This window comes from Nocardia asteroides (genome assembly GCF_900637185.1).
Classification (GTDB): domain Bacteria; phylum Actinomycetota; class Actinomycetes; order Mycobacteriales; family Mycobacteriaceae; genus Nocardia; species Nocardia asteroides.
The window spans coordinates 4605610-4623976 of record NZ_LR134352.1; the positions used below are offsets into that span (position 1 = coordinate 4605610).

General features: G+C 72.4%; 4 protein-coding genes. All 4 read right to left on the reverse strand.

All coding sequences use genetic code 11. The features are described from left to right. Window positions 1-18: 18 nt before the first annotated feature. On the reverse strand, window positions 19-1008 hold the full coding sequence (locus EL493_RS21575; protein WP_019047412.1) for a daunorubicin resistance protein DrrA family ABC transporter ATP-binding protein: 990 nt from the start codon (window positions 1006-1008) through the stop codon (window positions 19-21). Then, on the reverse strand, window positions 1005-14672 hold the full coding sequence (locus tag EL493_RS21580; protein WP_022566796.1) for an amino acid adenylation domain-containing protein: 13668 nt from the start codon (window positions 14670-14672) through the stop codon (window positions 1005-1007). Before EL493_RS21580 ends, EL493_RS21575 begins: the two co-directional genes overlap by 4 nt. 204 nt (window positions 14673-14876) lie before the next feature. Beyond that, window positions 14877-16733, reverse strand: coding sequence for an apolipoprotein N-acyltransferase (gene lnt / locus EL493_RS21585; RefSeq protein WP_019047414.1), 1857 nt, complete (start codon window positions 16731-16733; stop codon window positions 14877-14879). 40 nt (window positions 16734-16773) lie between these two features. Further along, a complete protein-coding gene (locus tag EL493_RS21590; RefSeq protein WP_019047415.1) occupies window positions 16774-18366 on the reverse strand; it encodes an amidohydrolase in 1593 nt (530 codons plus the stop codon). Window position 18367 lies beyond the last annotated feature (1 nt).

Genomic DNA, 18367 nt, shown 5'->3' on the forward strand with positions numbered 1-18367 from the left:
CGACCTCCGGTGCCACGCTCACGAGAGAATCTCCTCTTGCACGTCGTCGGTTTCGGGCTCCACGACCGGTTCGGCCGGAGTCCCGGTGAGGGAAAGGAACACGTCGTCGAGGGTGGGCCGGACGACGACGGCGTCGACGACACACACCCCCGCGTCGTCGAGCCGGCGCAGCGCTTCGACCATGGTGCGGGAGCCGTTGCCGACCACCACCGACACCTCGTCGCTGCCCGGTTCGTGGATCGGTTCACCGACGCCGACCTGCTGCAGCACCGTCATCGCCGACGCCGGGCTCTGCCCGGCCGCGAGGGTGACCGTCAGCCGGTCGCCGCCGATCGAGGTCTTGAGTTCGTCGGCCGAGCCGCGCGCGATCACCGTGCCCTTGTCGATGACGGTGATGCGGTCGGCCAGCAGGTCGGCTTCCTCCAGGTACTGCGTGGTGAGCAGCACGGTGGTGCCGTCGTCGACCAGGTCGCCGATCACCTGCCACATGTCCAGCCTGCCGCGCGGGTCCAGGCCGGTGGTCGGTTCGTCGAGCACCACCACCGGCGGGCGCGCCACCAGCGCGCCCGCGAGGTCGAGCCGCCGGGCCATGCCGCCGGAGTAGGTGCCCGCGCGCCGTCCGGCGGCGTATTCCAGGCCCAGCGCGGCGAGCAGCTGTTCGGCCCGTTCCACCGCCTGCTTGCGGGACATGCCGTACAGGCGCGCCACCATGCGCAGGTTCTCGTACCCGGTCAGGTTCGCGTCGACCGCGGCGTACTGCCCCGACAGGCCGATCCGGGTGCGCGCGGTGGCCGGGTCGGCCAGCACGTCGACACCGGCGACCCGGATCGAGCCGGCGTCGGGCCGCAGCAGCGTGGTGACGACCCGCACGGTGGTCGTCTTGCCCGCGCCGTTGGGTCCCAGCAGGCCGAGCACCGTGCCCGCGGGGATCTCCAGGTCGATCTCCTTCAGCACGCGCACCTTGCCGTAACTCTTGGCCAGGCCACGGACTTCTACCGCCAGACTCACGGACGCATCTCCTTCTGGCCGCCGCCGCACACGGTGATCTCCGGGACCGCGTCGAGGTGGCGATGCAGCACGGGGCCGATCACCGCCAGCGATTCCGGCGTGGTCATCGCCGCATGCCTGCAGGGCAGGTCGTGGTTGTGGATGTTGCCGGTGACGAACGGCTGCCACGCTTCGGCTCGCCTGCCGGGATCGGCGGCGTTGATCTCGTCCGCCACGGCGGAGAAGAACACCAGGTCGCCGTCGAAGGTGCGCGGCCGGAACCGGTTCGCCATCATCGTGCCGTCGGCGTACCCGGTGTAGAGCCGTTCGAGATTCTCGACCGAGAGCGCGGCGAACGGGCCCGGCTGTGCCCGCAGCAGATCCGCCGCCTCGTGCAGGTCGATGTCGGCGGGCAGCGGTGCCCCGCCGAGGATGTCGGCGCCGAACTCGCCGAGGATGTCGGCCACGCTCGGCATCGCGGTGTCGAGCCAGCGGTCGCCGAGCTGGTAGCTGTCCATCATGGCGAGCAGGGCGACGTCCTCCCCCGCGTCCTGCAGCTGGACCGCCACCTCCTGCGCGATCAGGCCGCCGAGCGACCAGCCGAGCAGGTGGTACGGACCGTGCGGCTGGATCGACTTGATGTGGGCCACATAGTGTCCGGCGGCCTCCGGGATGGAGGTGAACCGGTCGTCGCCGGAGACGTGCGGCGCCTGCAGGCCGTAGACCGGGCGTCCCGGCGCCAGGTGCGCGAGCAGGCCCGCGTAGCACCAGGCCAGACCGATCGCGGGGTGCACGCAGAACAGCGGGGTGTCGTGCGGCCCGGTGGACGGCCGGATCGGCAGCACCGGGGCGGTCGCCGCGGCGATGGCGGCACCGGCGTCGGCGCCGTCGAGCCGGGCGGCGATGCCGGCCGGGGTGGCGTCGCCGAACATCAGCTGCACCGGCATGTCGTAGCCCTGCTCGCGCAGCGCCGCGACGACCTTGGTGGCCAGCAGCGAGTTGCCGCCGAGTTCGAAGAACCCGTCGTCGGCGCCGACTCGCTCCACGCCGAGCACCTCGGCGAACACGGTGCACAGCGCCACCTCGGCCGGGGTCGAGGGCGCGCGATAGCCCTCGGCCGCGGTGAACACCGGCTCGGGCAGCCGGGCCCGGTCGAGCTTGCCGACCGGGTTCAGCGGCACCTCGTCGAGGAGCATGACCGACTGCGGCACCATGTAGTTCGGCACGTGCGCGCCGACGTGGTCGAGCAGTTCCCGCACCGTCGGCGCGAGTCCGGCCCGCGCCTTCACGTAGGACACCAGCGCGGTCGCACCCGCCTGGGTCGTGTGCCCGATGGTGAGCGCGAACTCCACGTCGGGGTGCCTGCCGAATGCCACGTCGATCTCGCCGAGCTCGATGCGGAACCCGCGCACCTTCACCTGGTGATCGGTGCGGCCCACGTACTCCACGTCCAGCGCCGACTTCACACCGTCGCGCCAGCGCACCAGGTCGCCCGTGCGGTACATCCGTTCGCCCGGCGCGCCATAGGGATTGGCGACGAACCGCTGGGCGGTCAGGCCCGGCCGGTTGTGGTAGCCACGCGCCAGCGCCGAACCGGCGAGCTGCAGTTCGCCGGTGACGCCGACCGGGGTCGGGTGCAGCCGCCGGTCGAGCACGGTGGCCGCGACGCCGCGGATCGGGCCGCCGATGGTGATCGGCCCCTGCGGGCTCATCGGCTGCGGCATCAGCGTGACGATCGTGGTCTCGGTGGGTCCGTACACGTTGTAGAAGTTGCGGCCCGGTGCCCACCGCGCGAGCAGATCCGGCGGCAGCGCCTCACCACCGACGAGCACGTGCGCCAGCGAGTTCACCCCGGCCGGGTCGACGGTGCCGAGCGCCGCGGTGGTCACGAACGCGTGTGTGATGCGTTCGCGGATGTAGAGCTGGCGCAGTTCCTCGCCGCCGACGATGCCGGTGGGGGCGATCACCAGCGTCGCGGCGCCGCCGAGCGCGAACAGGATGTCGAGCATGGAACCGTCGAAACTCGGGGTGGCGAAGTGCAGGATCCGGCTACCCGGCCGCACGTCGTAGCGGTCGGCGCATTCGGCGGCGAAGTTCGAGATGCCGCCGTGGGTGACAACCACGCCCTTCGGGGTGCCGGTGGAGCCGGAGGTGTAGACGATGTAGGCCGGGTTGCTCACCCGCAGCGGCCGGATCCGGTCCGCGTCGGTGATCGGGGTGTCGTCGGTGCCGAGCACGGTGGCCCGGGTCTGCGGGTCGTCCAGGACCAGCCAGCGGCAGTCGCCGGGCAGCCGGTCCCGGTGCGCGAGCAGGGTCAGCCCCACCGCGGCGCCGGAGTCGGTGAGCATGTGGCTGATCCGCTGTGCCGGGTAGTTCGGGTCGACCGGCACGAACGCCGCACCGGCCTTGGCGACCGCGAGCATGGTCGCCACCGACTCTACCGAGCGCGGAATGCCCAGGGCCACCAGGCTTTCCGGTCCGACACCCTGACCGATGAGGACCCGGGCCAGCCGGTTGGTCCAGCGGTCGAGCGCGTCGTAGGTGACCACGGTGTCGCCGGCCGAGAGCGCCACCGAGTCCCGTGACCTGGCCACCGCGGCACCGAAGACCGCGGGGAAGCTCACCGGGATGTCGGCGCGGCTGCCGTGCACCGGCGCGAGCGCGGTCCACTCGACGGCGTCGAGCAGGGCCAGGTCGCCGACCGCGGTGTGCGGGTCGGCCGCCACGGCGGTGAGCAGCCGGACCAGCCGGTCGCCGAGCCTTCGTGCGGTGACCTCGTCGAACAGGTCGGCGGCGTAGTTCACCGCGAGGGTGATGCCGTCGCCGATCCGGTCGGCGGTCTGGGTCTCGGTGAAGGTGAACTGCAGGTCGAACTTGGCGATCCCGGCGTCGGTGTCGACCGCCTCGATCCGCAGCCCGGGCAGTTCCAGCATCCGCACTGGGGCGTTGCGCACCGACAGCATCACCTGGAACAGCGGGTGATGAGCCTGCGAGCGGGCCGGATTGAGCACCTCGACGAGGCGCTCGAAGGGCATGTCGGCGTTGGCGAAGGCGTCCAGGTCACGGTCGCGGACATTGCGCAGCAGGTCGACGAAGGCGCGCTCGTCGGTGACCTCGGTGCGCAGCACCAGGGTGTTGACGAACATGCCGATCATCGCGTCGAGCGCCGGGTGACCACGGCCCGCGGTCGCGGTGCCGACGGCGATGTCGTCGTCGCCGGTGACCCGGTGCAACAGCACGGCCAGCGCCGCGTGCAGCACCATGAACATGCTGACGTTGTTGGCCGTGGCGATGCTGCGCAGCGCGCGGTGGGTGGCCGCGTCGACCTGGCAGTCGACGGTGCCGCCGCGGTAGGAGGGCACCGGTGGGCGCGGCCGGTCGGCCGGCACGGTGAGCAGCTCGGGCAGGCCGTCGAGGACACCGCGCCAGTGCGCCAGCTGCTTGCTGATCACCGACTCGGGATCGTCCTCGGTGCCGAGCAGTTCCTGCTGCCACAGGGTGTAGTCGGTGTACTGGATCTCCGGGATGAAGTCGCCGTACTGCTCGCCGGCCCGGATCCCGCGGTAGGCGGCGGCGACTTCACCGGCGAGCGGTTCCAGCGACCAGCCGTCCATCGCGATGTGATGCACGACCAGCACCAGCACGTGCTCCTTGGAGCCCGCGACGGCGAGCTTGGCCTGCGCGGGCACCGGCAGGCCGGTGTGGTCCACCGTGATCAGGGCCGCGCGCATCGGGACCGACCCGGACAGGTCGAAGCCGGGGGTGACGAACCGGGTCACCGCCGACTCGACCTCGTCGGGCGAGGCCGTCGCGTGGAACAGGGTGACGGCCGCGATCTCCGGGTCCAGGACGAGCTGCTCGGGCTCCCCCGAGCTCTCCGGGAACACCGTGCGCAGCGTCTCGTGCCGACGTTGCACCGTGTGCAGAGCGGCAATGAGCGCGTCGAGGTCGACCGGGCCGTGCAGGCGCAGCACGACCGGGATGTTGTAGGCGCCCGCCGACTGCCCCTCGCCCTCGGTGCCCGCGTTGAACCGGTTGAGGAACCACAGCCTGCGCTGGGCGGCCGACAGCGGAATCCGTTCCGGACGCTCCTGCTTCACCAGGTCGGGGCGGCCTTCGTCGCCGGACGGCCCGGCATCGAGCAGCGCGGCGAGTTCGGCCACCGTCGGCGCGGCGAACACGGTGCGCACCTCCAGCCGGACCGAGCTGGCCGCGGCCAGCCGCGCCACCAGCTGGGTGGCGAGCAGCGAGTTGCCGCCGATGTCGAAGAAGCTGTCGGTGGCCGAGACCTCGGCGGCGCCGACCAGATCGCTGAACACCTGGGCCACCAGCCGCTCGGCGGCGGTCTGCGGGGCGCGGCCCGCGGTGGCGGTGAACTCCGGTTCCGGCAGCGCGCCCCGGTCCAGCTTGCCGACCGGCGTCAGCGGGACCTGGTCGAGCAGGGTCAGCGACGCGGGCACCATGTGCCCGGCCAGCCGCGCGGCGGCGTGGTTGCGGACCTCGGCCAGCACGGCCGGGTCGGTGCCGTCGGCCAGCTGCACCCAGGCGACGATGCGGTCGTCGCCGGCGATCCGCCGGACCTCGGTGTGCGAGAACCGGACGTCGGGGTGGCTGCCGAGCACGGCGCTGATTTCGCCCAGCTCGATGCGGAATCCACGGACCTTGACCTGATGGTCGCTGCGGCCCAGGTAGTCCAGTTCGCGGTCGGCGGTCCAGCGCACGACGTCACCGGTCCGGTACATCCGGCTGCCCGCCGGGCCGAACGGGTCGGCCACGAACCGGCCCGCGGTGAGCCCGAACCGCTCGTGGTAACCCTGGGCGATGCCGGCACCGCCGAGGTAGAGCTCCCCGGGCACTCCGGTGGCGACGGGCCGCAGCCGCTCGTCCAGGACGAGCACCCGCGCACCGCGCACCGGCGTGCCGATGGTCACCGGCCGGTCCAGCGCCAGCTGCGACATCGCCGCGATGACGGTGAACTCGGTGGGACCGTAGGCGTTGACGAACCGCCTGCCCGGCGCCCAGTTCGCCACCAGGTCCGGCGGTACCGCCTCGCCACCGGCCATGAGCCCGCGCAGGTGCGGCAGCGGCCAGCGAGCGGCGTCGATCGAGGCCAGCACCGCCGGGGTGAGGAAGGTGTGGGTGATGTCCTCCCGTTCGAGCAGCGCGCCGAGTTCGTCGCCGCCGTAGATGTCGATCGGGCCGATCACCATCTCGGCGCCCGACCAGACCGCGAGCAGCATGTCCAGCACGGAGACGTCGAAGCTGGGCGTGGAGAAGAAGAACGTCCGGGCGAACCGGTCCAGCCCCATCCGCTCCTGCAGATCGACCGCCAGGCTCACCAGACCGCTGTGGGTGACGGTGACACCCTTGGGCAGGCCGGTCGAGCCGGAGGTGTAGATCTGGTAGGCCAGATCCGCCGGGCGGACCGGGCGGACCCGTTCGGCGTCGGTGATCGGCGCACCGTCGTAGCCTGCCAGTTCGGCGTGGAATTCGACGTCGTCGACCAGCATCCACTGGGTCTCGATCGGGCCGGCCGCCTCGCGCAGCGACGCCACGTCGGCGGTGGTGGTGAGCACGGCGCTCGCGCCGGAGTCGGTGAGCATGTGCCGGACCCGGTCGGCCGGGTAGCGCGGGTCGACCGGCACGAAGGCCGCGCCGCTCGCGGCGACGCCGAAGATCGCCAGCGCGCAGTCCAGCCCGCGGGTCAGGCCGACCGCGACCCGGTCACCGGTGCCGATGCCGCGCGCGATCAGGGCCCGGCCGAGCCGGTGCGCCCGCTCGCCGACCTCGTCGTAGTCGAGCTCGCCCACTTCGCCCGCGACGCTGCCACCGGCGAACCAGCGCAGCGCGGGGCGGTGGGCGAAGGTGGTCGCGGCGCGCTCGATGATGTCGGCCAGCACGATCGGCGTCACCGCGGACGGTCCCTGCGCGGGAACCAGGGTCCGGCGTTCGGGCACGGTCAGCGCCTCGATCTGGCTCACCAGCTGGTGCGGGTCGGCGGTCACCTGGGTCAGGATCTGCACGAACCGCTGCGCGAGCGTGGCCATGGTGTCCGCGTCGAACAACTCGGCCGAGTACACGAAGTCGAACCGTTGTCCGTCGTCCTCGCCGGGGGCCACCCGCAGTTCGAGATCGAACTTGGCGCGGGCGATGTCGAGTTCCTCGGCGGCCAACCGCAATCCGGGCAGTTCCAGGCGCGGCGCGCGGTCGTCCTGCATGCTCAGCGCGACCTGGAACAGCGGGTGCCGGTTGCCTGCCCTGCTGTCGCGGCCCAGCGCGTCCACGACCCGTTCGAACGGCAGGTCGGAGTTGGCGATGGCGGCCAGTTCGTCGTCGCGGTCGGCCAGCAGCAGGTCGACGAAGCTGCGGTCCGGGTCCACGTCGGATCGCAGGACGAGGGTGTTGACGAACATGCCGACCAGGTCGTCGAGCTGGATGTCGGTGCGCCCGGCGACCGGGGTGCCGAGGGGGATGTCGCGACCGCCGGTGACCCCGCGCAGCAGCACGGCCAGGGCGGAGCGGATCACCATGAACAGGCTGACGCCGGTGTCGGCGGCCAGCTCACGCATGGCCCGCTGCAGCGGCGCCGAGACCTCGCACCGCACCGTGCCCGCCACCCCGGTGGGGTCGGCCGGGCGCGGCCGGTCGAACGGCAACGGCAGTTCGTCGGGCAGTTCGGCCAGTGCCTCGCGCCAGTGCGCGAGCTGCGTGGCGGCGATGCTGTCCGGGTCGTCCTCGGCGCCCAGCACCGTCCGCTGCCACAGGCTGAAGTCCGCGTACTGCACCGGCAGCGGCGGCCGCGCCGGTGCGCTCCCCGCGGCCCGGGCGACGTAGGACTGCGCCAGATCCCGGGTGAGCGGGCCGAGCGACCAGCCGTCGGCGGCGATGTGGTGCACGACGACGCCGAGCAGGTGCTCCTCGGGCGCGACCCGCAGCAGCCGCACACGCAGCGGCGTCTGCGAGGTGAGGTCGAATCCTTCGCGGGCCAGCGTGGTCAGCGTGGCCTCGGCCTGCGCGGGATCGGTGTCGATCGCCGCGACGGCCGGGACCGCGCCCGCCGCGGGCAGCACGATCTGCTGGGCGCCGGACAGGTCCTCGGGGAAGATCGTCCGCAGCACCTCGTGGCGCTCGACCAGATCGGTGAGCGCCGCGCGCAGGGCCGCGACGTTCAGATCTCCGCCGATTCGCAAGACGAATGCGATGTTGTACGCGCTGGATTCGGGGGACAATCGGTTCAGGAACCACAGCCGCTGCTGCGGCAGCGACAGTGGTATGCGTCCCGGGCGCGGGGTGTGTACCGCCAGCGCCACCCGCTGCGTCCGGGGCGCTTCCGCGATGAGACCGGCGATGCCGGCCACAGTGGGCGCCTCGAAGATCTGGCGCACCGGCAGATCCACACTGAAATCGGCGTGCAGTGCCGCGGCCAGCCGGGTGGCCAGCAGCGAGTTGCCGCCGATCTCGAAGAAGCTGTCCTCGGCGCCGGGGACCGGGCGGCCCAGGATCTCGGTGAACACCGCGGCGACGCGCATCTCCAGGTGGGTACGCGGCGCCCGCGATCCGGCGGTGGTCGTGAATTCCGGTGCGGGTAAAGCCTTTCGGTCGAGCTTGCCCGCCGGAGTGACCGGCATCCGGTCCAGCACCGCGACCGCGGCCGGCACCATGTATCCGGGCAGCCTGCCGCGCGCGGTGGCCAGAATCGCGGCGGGTTCGATCGCGCCGTCGGCGGTCACGTAGGAGGCGAGCCGCTGCTGTCCCTGCTCGTCGACGTGCACGACGGTCAGCGCCGAGCGCACGCCGGGGTGTTCGCGCAGCACGTGGTCGATCTCGCGCAGTTCGATGCGGAAGCCGCGGATCTTGATCTGGTCGTCGGCGCGGCCGAGGAAGCGCAGCCGCCCGACGGCGTCGGAGACCACGAGATCGCCGGTGCGGTACATCCGTTCGCCCACCCGGCCGTGCGGGTTGGCGACGAACCGCTGCGCGGTGAGGGCGAGCTTGCCGAGGTAGCCGCGCGCCAGGCCGGGGCCGGACACGTACAGCTCGCCGGGGGTGCCCGGCGGGACCGGGTGCAGCCGCGCGTCCAGGACGAACAGCCGCATACCGCGCACGGGCGCGCCCAACGGCACCGGCTCCCCCGCCACCATGGCGGCACTGGCGGTGACCGCGACGGTGGCCTCGGAGGGGCCGTACATGTTGTGCATGCGGTACGCCGAGGCCCACCGGGCGACGAGTTCGTCGGAGCAGGCCTCACCGCCGACGATCACGGTGCTCAGATCGGGGAAGTCGCCCGCGGGCACCGTGGCCAGCGCGGCCGGGGTGATGAACGCGTGGGTGATCCGCTCCGAGCGCAGGAATCCGGCCAGTTCCGCACCGCCGTACAGGTCGGCCGGTGCCACCACGATGGTGGCGCCCGCGGCGAAGCCGAGCAGCAGCTCCAGCACCGAGGCGTCGAAGCTGGGCGAGGAGAAGTGCATGGTCCGCGCGCCGTCGGTCACCTTGAACAGCTGGGTCTGCTCGCTGGCCAGCGACGCGATGCCGGCGTGGGTGACGACCACGGCCTTCGGCGTGCCGGTCGAGCCCGAGGTGTAGATCAGGTAGGCGGGCTGACCGGCGCGCATCGGGTGCCTGCGGTCGGTGTCGGTGACCGGGGTGGCCGAGCGGCTCGCGCAGTCGGCCTCGAACTCGGCGGTGCCGAAGACCAGCCATTCCGGCGCCTTGCGGTGCTTGCCCGTGGTGGTGGGCAGCCCCGCGAGATGCTCGGGCAGGGTGAGCCCGAGCACGGCGCCGGAGTCGCCGATCATGTGCGCGATCCGCCCGGCCGGGTAGGCCGGGTCGACGGGCACGTACGCGGCACCGGATTTGGCCACGGCCCAGATCGCGACGATGGATTCCAGACTGCGCGGCAGCGCGACCGCGACCACGGCCTCCGGTCCGGCGCCGTGCGCGATCAGGCTGCGCGCCAACCGGTTCGAGCGCTCGTCGAGTTCGCGGTAGGTGGTGTCGAACCCGAGGTAGCGCACGGCGACGGCGTCGGCGAGCCGCTGGGCGGTCTCCCCCAGCAGCCGGGCCAGCGTGCCGGCCGGCTCGGCCGGCGCGCCGGCGATCGGCACCAGGCGCGCGGCCTCCTTGCGGTCGAGCAGCTCCAGGTCCCCGACCGGGACAGTCGGGTCGGCGACGACGGCGGTCAGCAGCGCGGTGAAACGGCGGGCGATCGCTTCGACCGTGGCGCGGTCGAACACGTCGGTGGCGAAACCGAATTCGGCCTCGAGCGGGCCGTCGGCGTGGTTGTCACGTACCTCGAGCTGCAGGTCGAACTTGGCCACGCCGGTCTCGACGGGCACCAGTTCGGCGGCGACGCCGGGCAGTTCGACGCGCAGTTCCGGGGTGCGGTCGTAGGACAGCATCACCTGGAACAGCGGGTGCCGGGAGGTCGAGCGGTCCGGGTTGACCAGCTCCACCAGCCGCTCGAACGGAACGTCGGGATTGGCGAAGGCGTCCAGGTCGGTCTCGCGGACCTGATCGAGCATCCGGTCGAATCCGGCGCCGAGGTCGACCTCGGTGCGCAGCACGAGCGTGTTCACGAACATGCCGACCAGGTCGTCCAGGGCCGGATCGGAGCGGCCCGCGATGGGGGTGCCGACGGTGATGTCGCCGGTGCCGCACAGGCGGGCCAGCAAGGTGGCCAGCGCGGCGTGCAGCACCATGAACATGCTGACGCCGCGCGCGTGCGCGAGTTCGCTCACCGCGCCGCGGATCTCGGGGTCGATGGTGAAGGCCACGGTGTCGCCGCCGGTCTCGCGGTGCAGCGGGCGCGGGCGGTCCAGCGGCAGGTCCAGCTGGTCGGGCAGACCGGCCAGCGCGTCACGCCAGTGACCGAGTTGCTTGCCCAACGGCGACTCCGGGTCGGCCTCGTCACCGAGCAGCGCGCGCTGCCACAGCGCGAAGTCCGCGTACTGCACCGGCAGCGGAGTCCACTGCGGCGCGGCGCCGTCCGCGCGCGCCGCGACGGCGCTCATGAGGTCTCGCGCCAGCGGGGCGACCGACCAGCCGTCACCGCAGATGTGGTGCAGCACCACCACCAGCAGGTGGTCGGCGGCGCCGACCCGGTAGAGCGCGACCCGCAGCGGGGTCTCGGTGCGCAGGTCGAAGCCCTGGCCGGTGAATTCGGCGATCAGGCCGACGAGGTCGGCGGCGATCACGTCGACCGGTACCAGTGCCGGCTCCACCGCGGCCGCGGGGTGGATCAGCTGGTAGGCACCGTCGGGGCCTTCGGGGAAACTGGTGCGCAGGCTTTCGTGCCGGTCGAGCACGTCCCGCAGGCCGGCGCGCAGCGCGTCGAGGTCGAGCGTGCCGGTCAGGCGCAGCGCCAGCGGCATGTTGTAGGCGGCCGCGTGCTCGGCGAAGCGGTTGAGGATCCACAGGCGCTGCTGGGCCAGCGACAGCGGCACCCGTTCCGGGCGCACCGCGGGAACCAGCTTGGGCGTGGACGTTTCGGGCCGGTGCGTGCTGATGTAGCCGGCCAGCGCGGCGATGGTGGAGGCCTCGAACAGCTCACGGATGGTGAGGTTCGCGTCGAGGGTGGTGTTGATCCGGGCCACCGCGCGCGCCGCCACCAGCGAGTTGCCGCCGAGGTCGAAGAAGCTGTCCTCGACGCCGATGGCGGTCCCGTCCAGGGCGAGGACCTCGGTGAAGATCTCGGCGAGCGCGCATTCCAGTTCGGTCTGCGGCGCGGCGGCGCCGGTGGTGAGCCGCACGCCGACAGCGGGTTCGGGCAGGGCCTTGCGGTCGACCTTGCCGTTGGCGCTCAGCGGCATCTCGTCGAGCACGACCAGCGCCGAGGGCACCATGTACGACGGCAGGCTGCGGCGCAGCCCCGCCAGCAGCACCGCAGGCTCGGGCGCGGTGGCACCGGACGCCGCGACCACATAGGCGACGAGCTCGTCGTCCCCGGTGCGGCTCGGGCGGGCCACGCACACGGCCCGGGCGACGGCGTCCTGGGCGAGCAGCGCCGATTCGATCTCGCCGAGCTCGATCCGCAGACCACGGATCTTCACCTGGAAGTCGGTGCGGCCCAGGTATTCCAGGACAGGTGCGTCGAGCTGCCAGCGCGCCAGGTCGCCGGTGCGGTACATGCGCTCGCCCGGCGTGAACGGGTTGGCGACGAACCGGTCGGCGGTGAGGTCGGGGCGGCCGAGATAGCCGCGCGCCAGCTGGACGCCGGCCAGGTACAGCTCACCGGCGACACCGGGTGGGACCGGCCGCAGCTGCGAGTCGAGCACGTAGGTCCGGGTGTTCCAGACCGGCGAGCCGATCGGCACCGTGGTCGCGTCGGCCGGGCACGGCCAGTAGGTGACGTCGACCGCGGCCTCGGTGGGCCCGTACAGGTTGTGCAGGTCGGGGCCGCCGTCGAGACCGTGCAGCGCGGCGTGGAAATCGGCGACGGTGGCGCCGGGCAGCGCCTCGCCACTGCAGAACACCCGCCGCAGCCCGGCCCCACCGGCCACGCGCGGATCGGTGACGAACAGCGACAGCATCGAGGGCACGAAATGCGCTGTGGTGATGCCCTTCTCGGTGATGATGCGCGCCAGGTAGGCCGGGTCACGGTGACCGTCGGGCGCGGCGACGACCAGCCGGGCGCCCACCTGCAACGGCCAGAAGAACTCCCAGACCGACACGTCGAAGGTGGCGGGGGTCTTCTGCAGGACGGCGTCGGTGTGGTCGAGCGGGTATTCCGCCTGCATCCAGCGCAGCCGGTTGACGATCGACGCGTGGGTGACGCCGACGCCCTTGGGCTTGCCGGTCGAACCGGAGGTGAAGATGACGTAGGCGAGCTGCTCGGGCCGCAGCGGTGCGCGCCGATCGGCGTCGGTGATCGGGTCGGCCGCGTGGCCGGTGACGTCGATGGTGTCCAGCTCGACCCGGGTGACGCCTTCGGGCAGGCGGACCAGGTCGCGCGCGGCGGTGAGCACACACACCGGGCGGGCCTGGGCCAGCACGGCGTCGATCCGGTCGGCCGGATGATCCGGATCCAGCGGCAGGTAGGCGGCACCGGTGGCCAGCACGGCGTAGAGCCCGATGACCATCTCGATGCTGCGGTGCAGGCACACCCCGACCGTGGTCTCGGGTCCGGCCCCGCGCGCGATCAGTTCGCGGGCGAGCTGGTTCACCCGGTCGCCGAGCTCGGTGTAGCCGATGGCGCGGTCGCCGAATTCCAGGGCGACGGCGTGCGGGCTACGGCGCACCTGGTCGGTGAACAGCGAGACCAGAGTGGCCTCGGGCACCGGGATCTCGGTGGCGTTCCACTCGCGCAGCACCAGGGCCTGCTCGTCGGCGGTGATCGCGGTCAGCGCGCGGGTGGGGGTGCCGGGCTCGGCGGCCAGGAAGCGGCCGAGGAAGTCCAGGTAGCGACCGTGGTGGGCGGCCACTTCGGCCTCGCCGTAGAGCTTGGGGTTGGCTTCGAAGTCGAGCTGGATGCGGCCGCCGTCGCCGTTGTAGATGTTGATCGAGAGGTCCTCGACGGGACCGGTGGCGAGCACGTGCAGCTGGCCTGCGATGTCACCGAACTTGAGCTCGTCGTGGAACAGCATGATGTTGACCATCGGGCCGAAGAAGCCACGCGCGTCCCGGGAGTACCCGCAGTCGCGGCGGATGTCGTCGGAGCGGTAGCGCTGGTGCCGCAGCGCACCGGTGATCTGCAGTTCGGTCTGGCGCACGACGTCGGCGACGGTGGTGTGCTCGTCGAAGCGCACGCGCAGCGGCACCACGTTCGACACCACACCCGCCGAGCGGCGCAGGGCCACGGTGGTGCGGGCCGAGACCGGCAGGCTCAGCACGACGTCGGAGTCGCCGGTGACCGAGCGCACGTAGGCGGCCAGGGCCGCGACGATGAGCGCGGAGTTGGCCGAGCCGTGCGCCGTGATCGCGTCGGTGAGCAGGGCGTCGAGGTCGGTGTCGAGGACCGCGGTGGCGCGGTGGCGCCCCGGGTCGTGGGTGTCGCCCGTGGCGGTGACCGAGGACAGTGTCATCGGCTCGCCCACGCCCGCGAGCTGTTCCATCCAGTACTCGCGGTCGGCCCGGCACCGGCTGGATTCGCGGTAGCGCGACTCGTCGGCGTAGAGCTCGACCAGCGCGGCGGCCCGCGAGACCGACGGCTCGCGCTGTTCGCCGACGGCGGTGTAGATCTCGGCGGTGCGCGCGAGCGCGTTCATCGCTCCGTAACCGTCGATAACGATGTGGTGTCCGCGTTCGTACCAGAACCAGTCCTGGTCACCGACCTGCAACACGACATTGATGGTGAGCGGTTCGCGTTCCATGTCGATCGGGGTGCTGGCGTGCTGATTCATCCAGCGCAGCGCCGCGGCGCGCGGGTCCGGCTCGCCGCGCAGGTCGATGCGGGCCCAGCCCGGCCGCCAGGCCAGGTCGACCCGCTGGTGCGGTACCCCGTCGATCTCGAGTAGGCGCACGTGTCCCACCTGGGATTCGGCACCGAAGCGCTCCACGGCGTAGAGCAGCCTGCCCGGGTCGAGATCACCGTGCAGTTCGACGTAATGGGCGATGGTGAGGGGAATATCGGGCCGGATCCGTTGCGCATACCACAGGGCCGTCTGACCGGGCGAGAGAGCGAACGGTTGGCCCGGATCGTCGTCGGTGACGCATGAGCTGACGCGGTCGGTGGCCAATGAACTCATCAAGCACTCCGTTCTGCCTTTGTGTCACGACTCCCCGAGCAGCGCCCGGGCACACGAAGGCCCAGGGCGTGGCTGTCCACGCCCATAGATTCGGAGTACTCCGGCAGCCGGATGGCTACCGTTCTGGATTTGTTTTCGAGCTCAACGGATTACACCCTCGCAGCAGCTACCTGAGGCCGCTTCCCCCGGGTTGAAACAAACCGCTTATTCGGAATTCTGCGAGCTCCGCATAACCTGCGCCTGATTCGCTCGCCGGCGCCGGAAAAATACCAGCGCCACGCCGATCGCGGTCAGAATAACGGACGCCAGTTCGGGCGCCGCGCCGATTCGGGTCGCGATCGTCGTCGTGTCGCGCAATGGTAGCTGAGCCACCAGCGCGGCGGGGACGAGTTGCTCGGACTGCTGCTCGATCACGCCGTTCGCGGTGATGATCGCGCTGACACCGGTGGTTGCTGCGATCACCAGCGCCCGCCCGTGCTCGACCGCGCGCACCCGCGACATCGCCATCTGCTGGTAGGTCATCTCGCTCTCGCCGAAGGTCGCGTTGTTGGTCGGCACCGTCAGCAGTTGCGCGCCCGCGGCCATCGATTCCCGGAATGCCCGATCGAACGCGACTTCGTAACAGGTCGCCACTCCGATCGGCACGCCGGCGGCCGTGACCGTTCCGTCACCGTCGCCCGGGACGAAATAGCCGGCCTGGTCGGCATAGGAAGAGAACAAACGGAAGAAACCTCGCATCGGGAGATATTCACCGAACGGCTGGATGATCTTCTTGTCGTGCCGATCGGCCGGGCCCGCCGCGCCGTTCCACACCATCACCGAGTTGGTGGTGGTGCGGTCACCGTTCACCAGGACTGCGCCGACCAGGATCGGCGCGCCGATCCGCTGCGCGGCCCGGGTGATCTCGGCGGCGGCGTCGGCGTTGCGCAATGGATCGATGTCGGAGGAGTTCTCCGGCCAGATGACGACATCGGGCCGGGGCGTCTCGCCGCGGTCCACGGCATCGGCGAGTTCCTCGGTGCGCCGGACGTGGTTGTCCAGCACGGCCCGCCGCTGCGCGTTGAACTCGAGGCCCAGCCGCGGCACGCTGCCCTGGATCGCGGCGACCGTGATCGTCCGGTTGCCGTCGTCCGGGGCGGGCAGCGTCGGCCGGAGGATCACTCCGGCGAGGGGCATGATAGCCACAGTGACTGCCGCGGTGGCAAATCCGAGGCGAACGGACCGGTCGGCCCGGCGGGGTGCCGGGTGCCGGGACCAGGCGCGCACCCGCAGGGCGAGCGCGGCCAGGCCGGTGCCGGTGAGGGCGACGGCGAAACCGATCAGCGGGGCGCCGCCGTAGGCCGCCAGCGGCAGGTACCAGCCGTCGGCCTGCCCGAAAGCCACCCGCCCCCAGGGGAATCCGCCGAACGGGAAACTCGATCTGGCCCATTCGGTCGCCGTCCAGGCCAGGGCGACCCAGACCGGCCAGCCGGGCAACGCACCGAGCCGGCGGGTGAGCACACCCCACAGTCCGAAGTACACCGCGCACGCCGTGGACAGCGCCAGCCACGGCAGCGGACCGACGTAGATGCCGGTCCACGGCAGCAGCGGTACGAAGAACGCCAGCCCGCCGAGGAATCCGTACCCGAAGCCCGCGCGCGCCTTGCCCGTGCCCCGCACGGCGAGAGTGAGCAGGGCGATCGCGACCGGCGCCAGGAACCACCACGGCCGGGGCGGGAAGCTGCCGAACAGCAGCAGCCCGCCCGCGACGGCCGCGAGTAGCCGCAGGAGCACGACGCGACCACCGCCCGCGGCGGCGCCCGGGGCCGCCGTGCCGGTCGGGCCCTGTCCGCCCGCCGCCGTGCCCGGCGTCGCCGCGCCTCGTTCCGCTGCCGCGCCGTCCGCAGTCGCCGCGCCCGCTCCGCCCGCCGCGCCGCGAGGAGCCGCCGTATCGCTCGGGTCCTGCTCGTTCTCCGCGGCGCCCCCGGTCGCGGTGCCGTTCCGGGCGCGTCCTGCCGGGTCGGCGGGCTCGCCCCCGGCGGGCGCGGGGTCGGACCCGGGGTCGGTGGCGGGATGGATCATGATGTCCTGCTCCGTGATTCGATGCCGGTACGGCGCGTGGTCAGGCGGTGAAGATCGTGACGCCGTCGCGGACCGTGCGCAGGCAGGTGGGCAGGTCGGCGCCGGGGTCGAGGCGGGGCAGCCCGGGGACCCGCGAGCGCGGATCGGTCGACCAGCGCTGCACCGTGTCGGCGGCGGCCGCGACGACGAGGTCACCGGCGTCCCAGACCGCGTAGGAGGCGGGCGCGCCCGGGACCAGGGTGCCCGCGACCCCGTCGCGGACACCGCCCGCCCGCCAGGCGCCGCGGGTGGCCGCCGCGAACGCCGCGCGCGGCGAGAGGCCGTGACCCGGGGTCCGGTGGTGTACCGCGGCGCGGACCTGTTCCCACGGGTTCAGGGTGGTGACGGGCGCGTCCGAGCCGACGGCGAGGGAGATGCCCGCGGCGGCCATGGCGGCGAAGGGGTTCATCGCGGCGGCGCGCTCGGCGCCGAGGCGGGTGGCGTACATCCCGTCCCGGCCACCCCAGGCCGCGTCGAAGCCCGGCTGCACGGACAGGATCACCCCGAGCGTGGCGAGCTGCTCGATCGCAGCGGCGTCGGTCATCTCGGCGTGCTCGACCCGGTGCCCGCGCGCGGCGATCGCCGGTCCGCCGAGTTCGGCGGCGACCGCGGCGAATCCGGCGACGACGATGTCCATGGCGGCGTCGCCGATGGCGTGGAATCCGGCCTGCACACCGGCTTCGGTGCAGGCGCGGAGGTGCGCGGTGACGGTGTCGGCGTCGAGGAACCGCGTGCCGCAGCCGTCCGCGTCGGCGTAGGGGTCGCGCAGCAGGGCGGTGTGCGAGCCGAGCGAGCCGTCGACGAACAGGTCACCGCCGAGCGCGTCGACCCCGAGCTCGGCGATCAGGGCCTTGGCCTCGTCGGCGGTGCGGACGGCCTCGCCCCAGTAGGCGCGGACCGCGACGCCGTGCTCGAAGGCGAGCAGTTCGCGGACGTCGTCGCGACCGGAGATGTCGGGTCCGGCGCATTCGTGGACCGCGACGATCCCGTGCGCGGCCGCGGCGTCGAGCGCGGCGGTGCGGGCCCGATCCCGTTGCGTGCGACCGAGTTCGGCGAGGGCGGCGGTGCGCACCCGGTGGTGGGCGTCGGCGCGCACGGGCTCACCGCGACGGTAGCCGTCGCCGAGGTCACCGGCGGCGTCGAGCAGGGCCGAGGAGGCGACGGCGGAGTGCGCGTCGACCCGGGCCAGGTAGACGAGCCGGCCCGGACCGGCGGCGTCGTCGAGTTCGGCCACCGTCGGCGGCCGCTGTTCGGGCCAGGTCGTGTCGTCCCAGCCCTCGCCGATGATCACGCCGTCCGGCTGTGCGGTGGCGTGCGCGCGGACGGCGTCGAGCAGTTCGGCCAGCGAGGCGGCGCCGCGGACGTCGAGTCCGGTCAGTTGCAGGCCCAGCGCGGTGACGTGCACGTGCGGGTCGACGAAGGCCGGGGCGACGAACGCGCCGTCGAGGTCGACGATCTCGGCGTCGGGGTGCATCGCCCGGCCCGGGGCTTCGGCGCCGAGCCACACCACGGTGCCGTCGGTGACCGCCATCGCGGTCGCGTCCGGGGAGCTGGAACTGTAGAAACGACCGCCGATCAGCAACTGGGTACTCACG

Excerpts from the sequence above, each read along its gene's own strand:
- lnt (WP_019047414.1), bottom strand. The coding sequence starts at position 16,733 with ATGATCCATCCCGCCACCGACCCCGGGTCCGACCCCGCGCCCGCCGGG.
- EL493_RS21580 (WP_022566796.1), bottom strand. The coding sequence starts at position 14,672 with ATGAGTTCATTGGCCACCGACCGCGTCAGCTCATGCGTCACCGACGAC.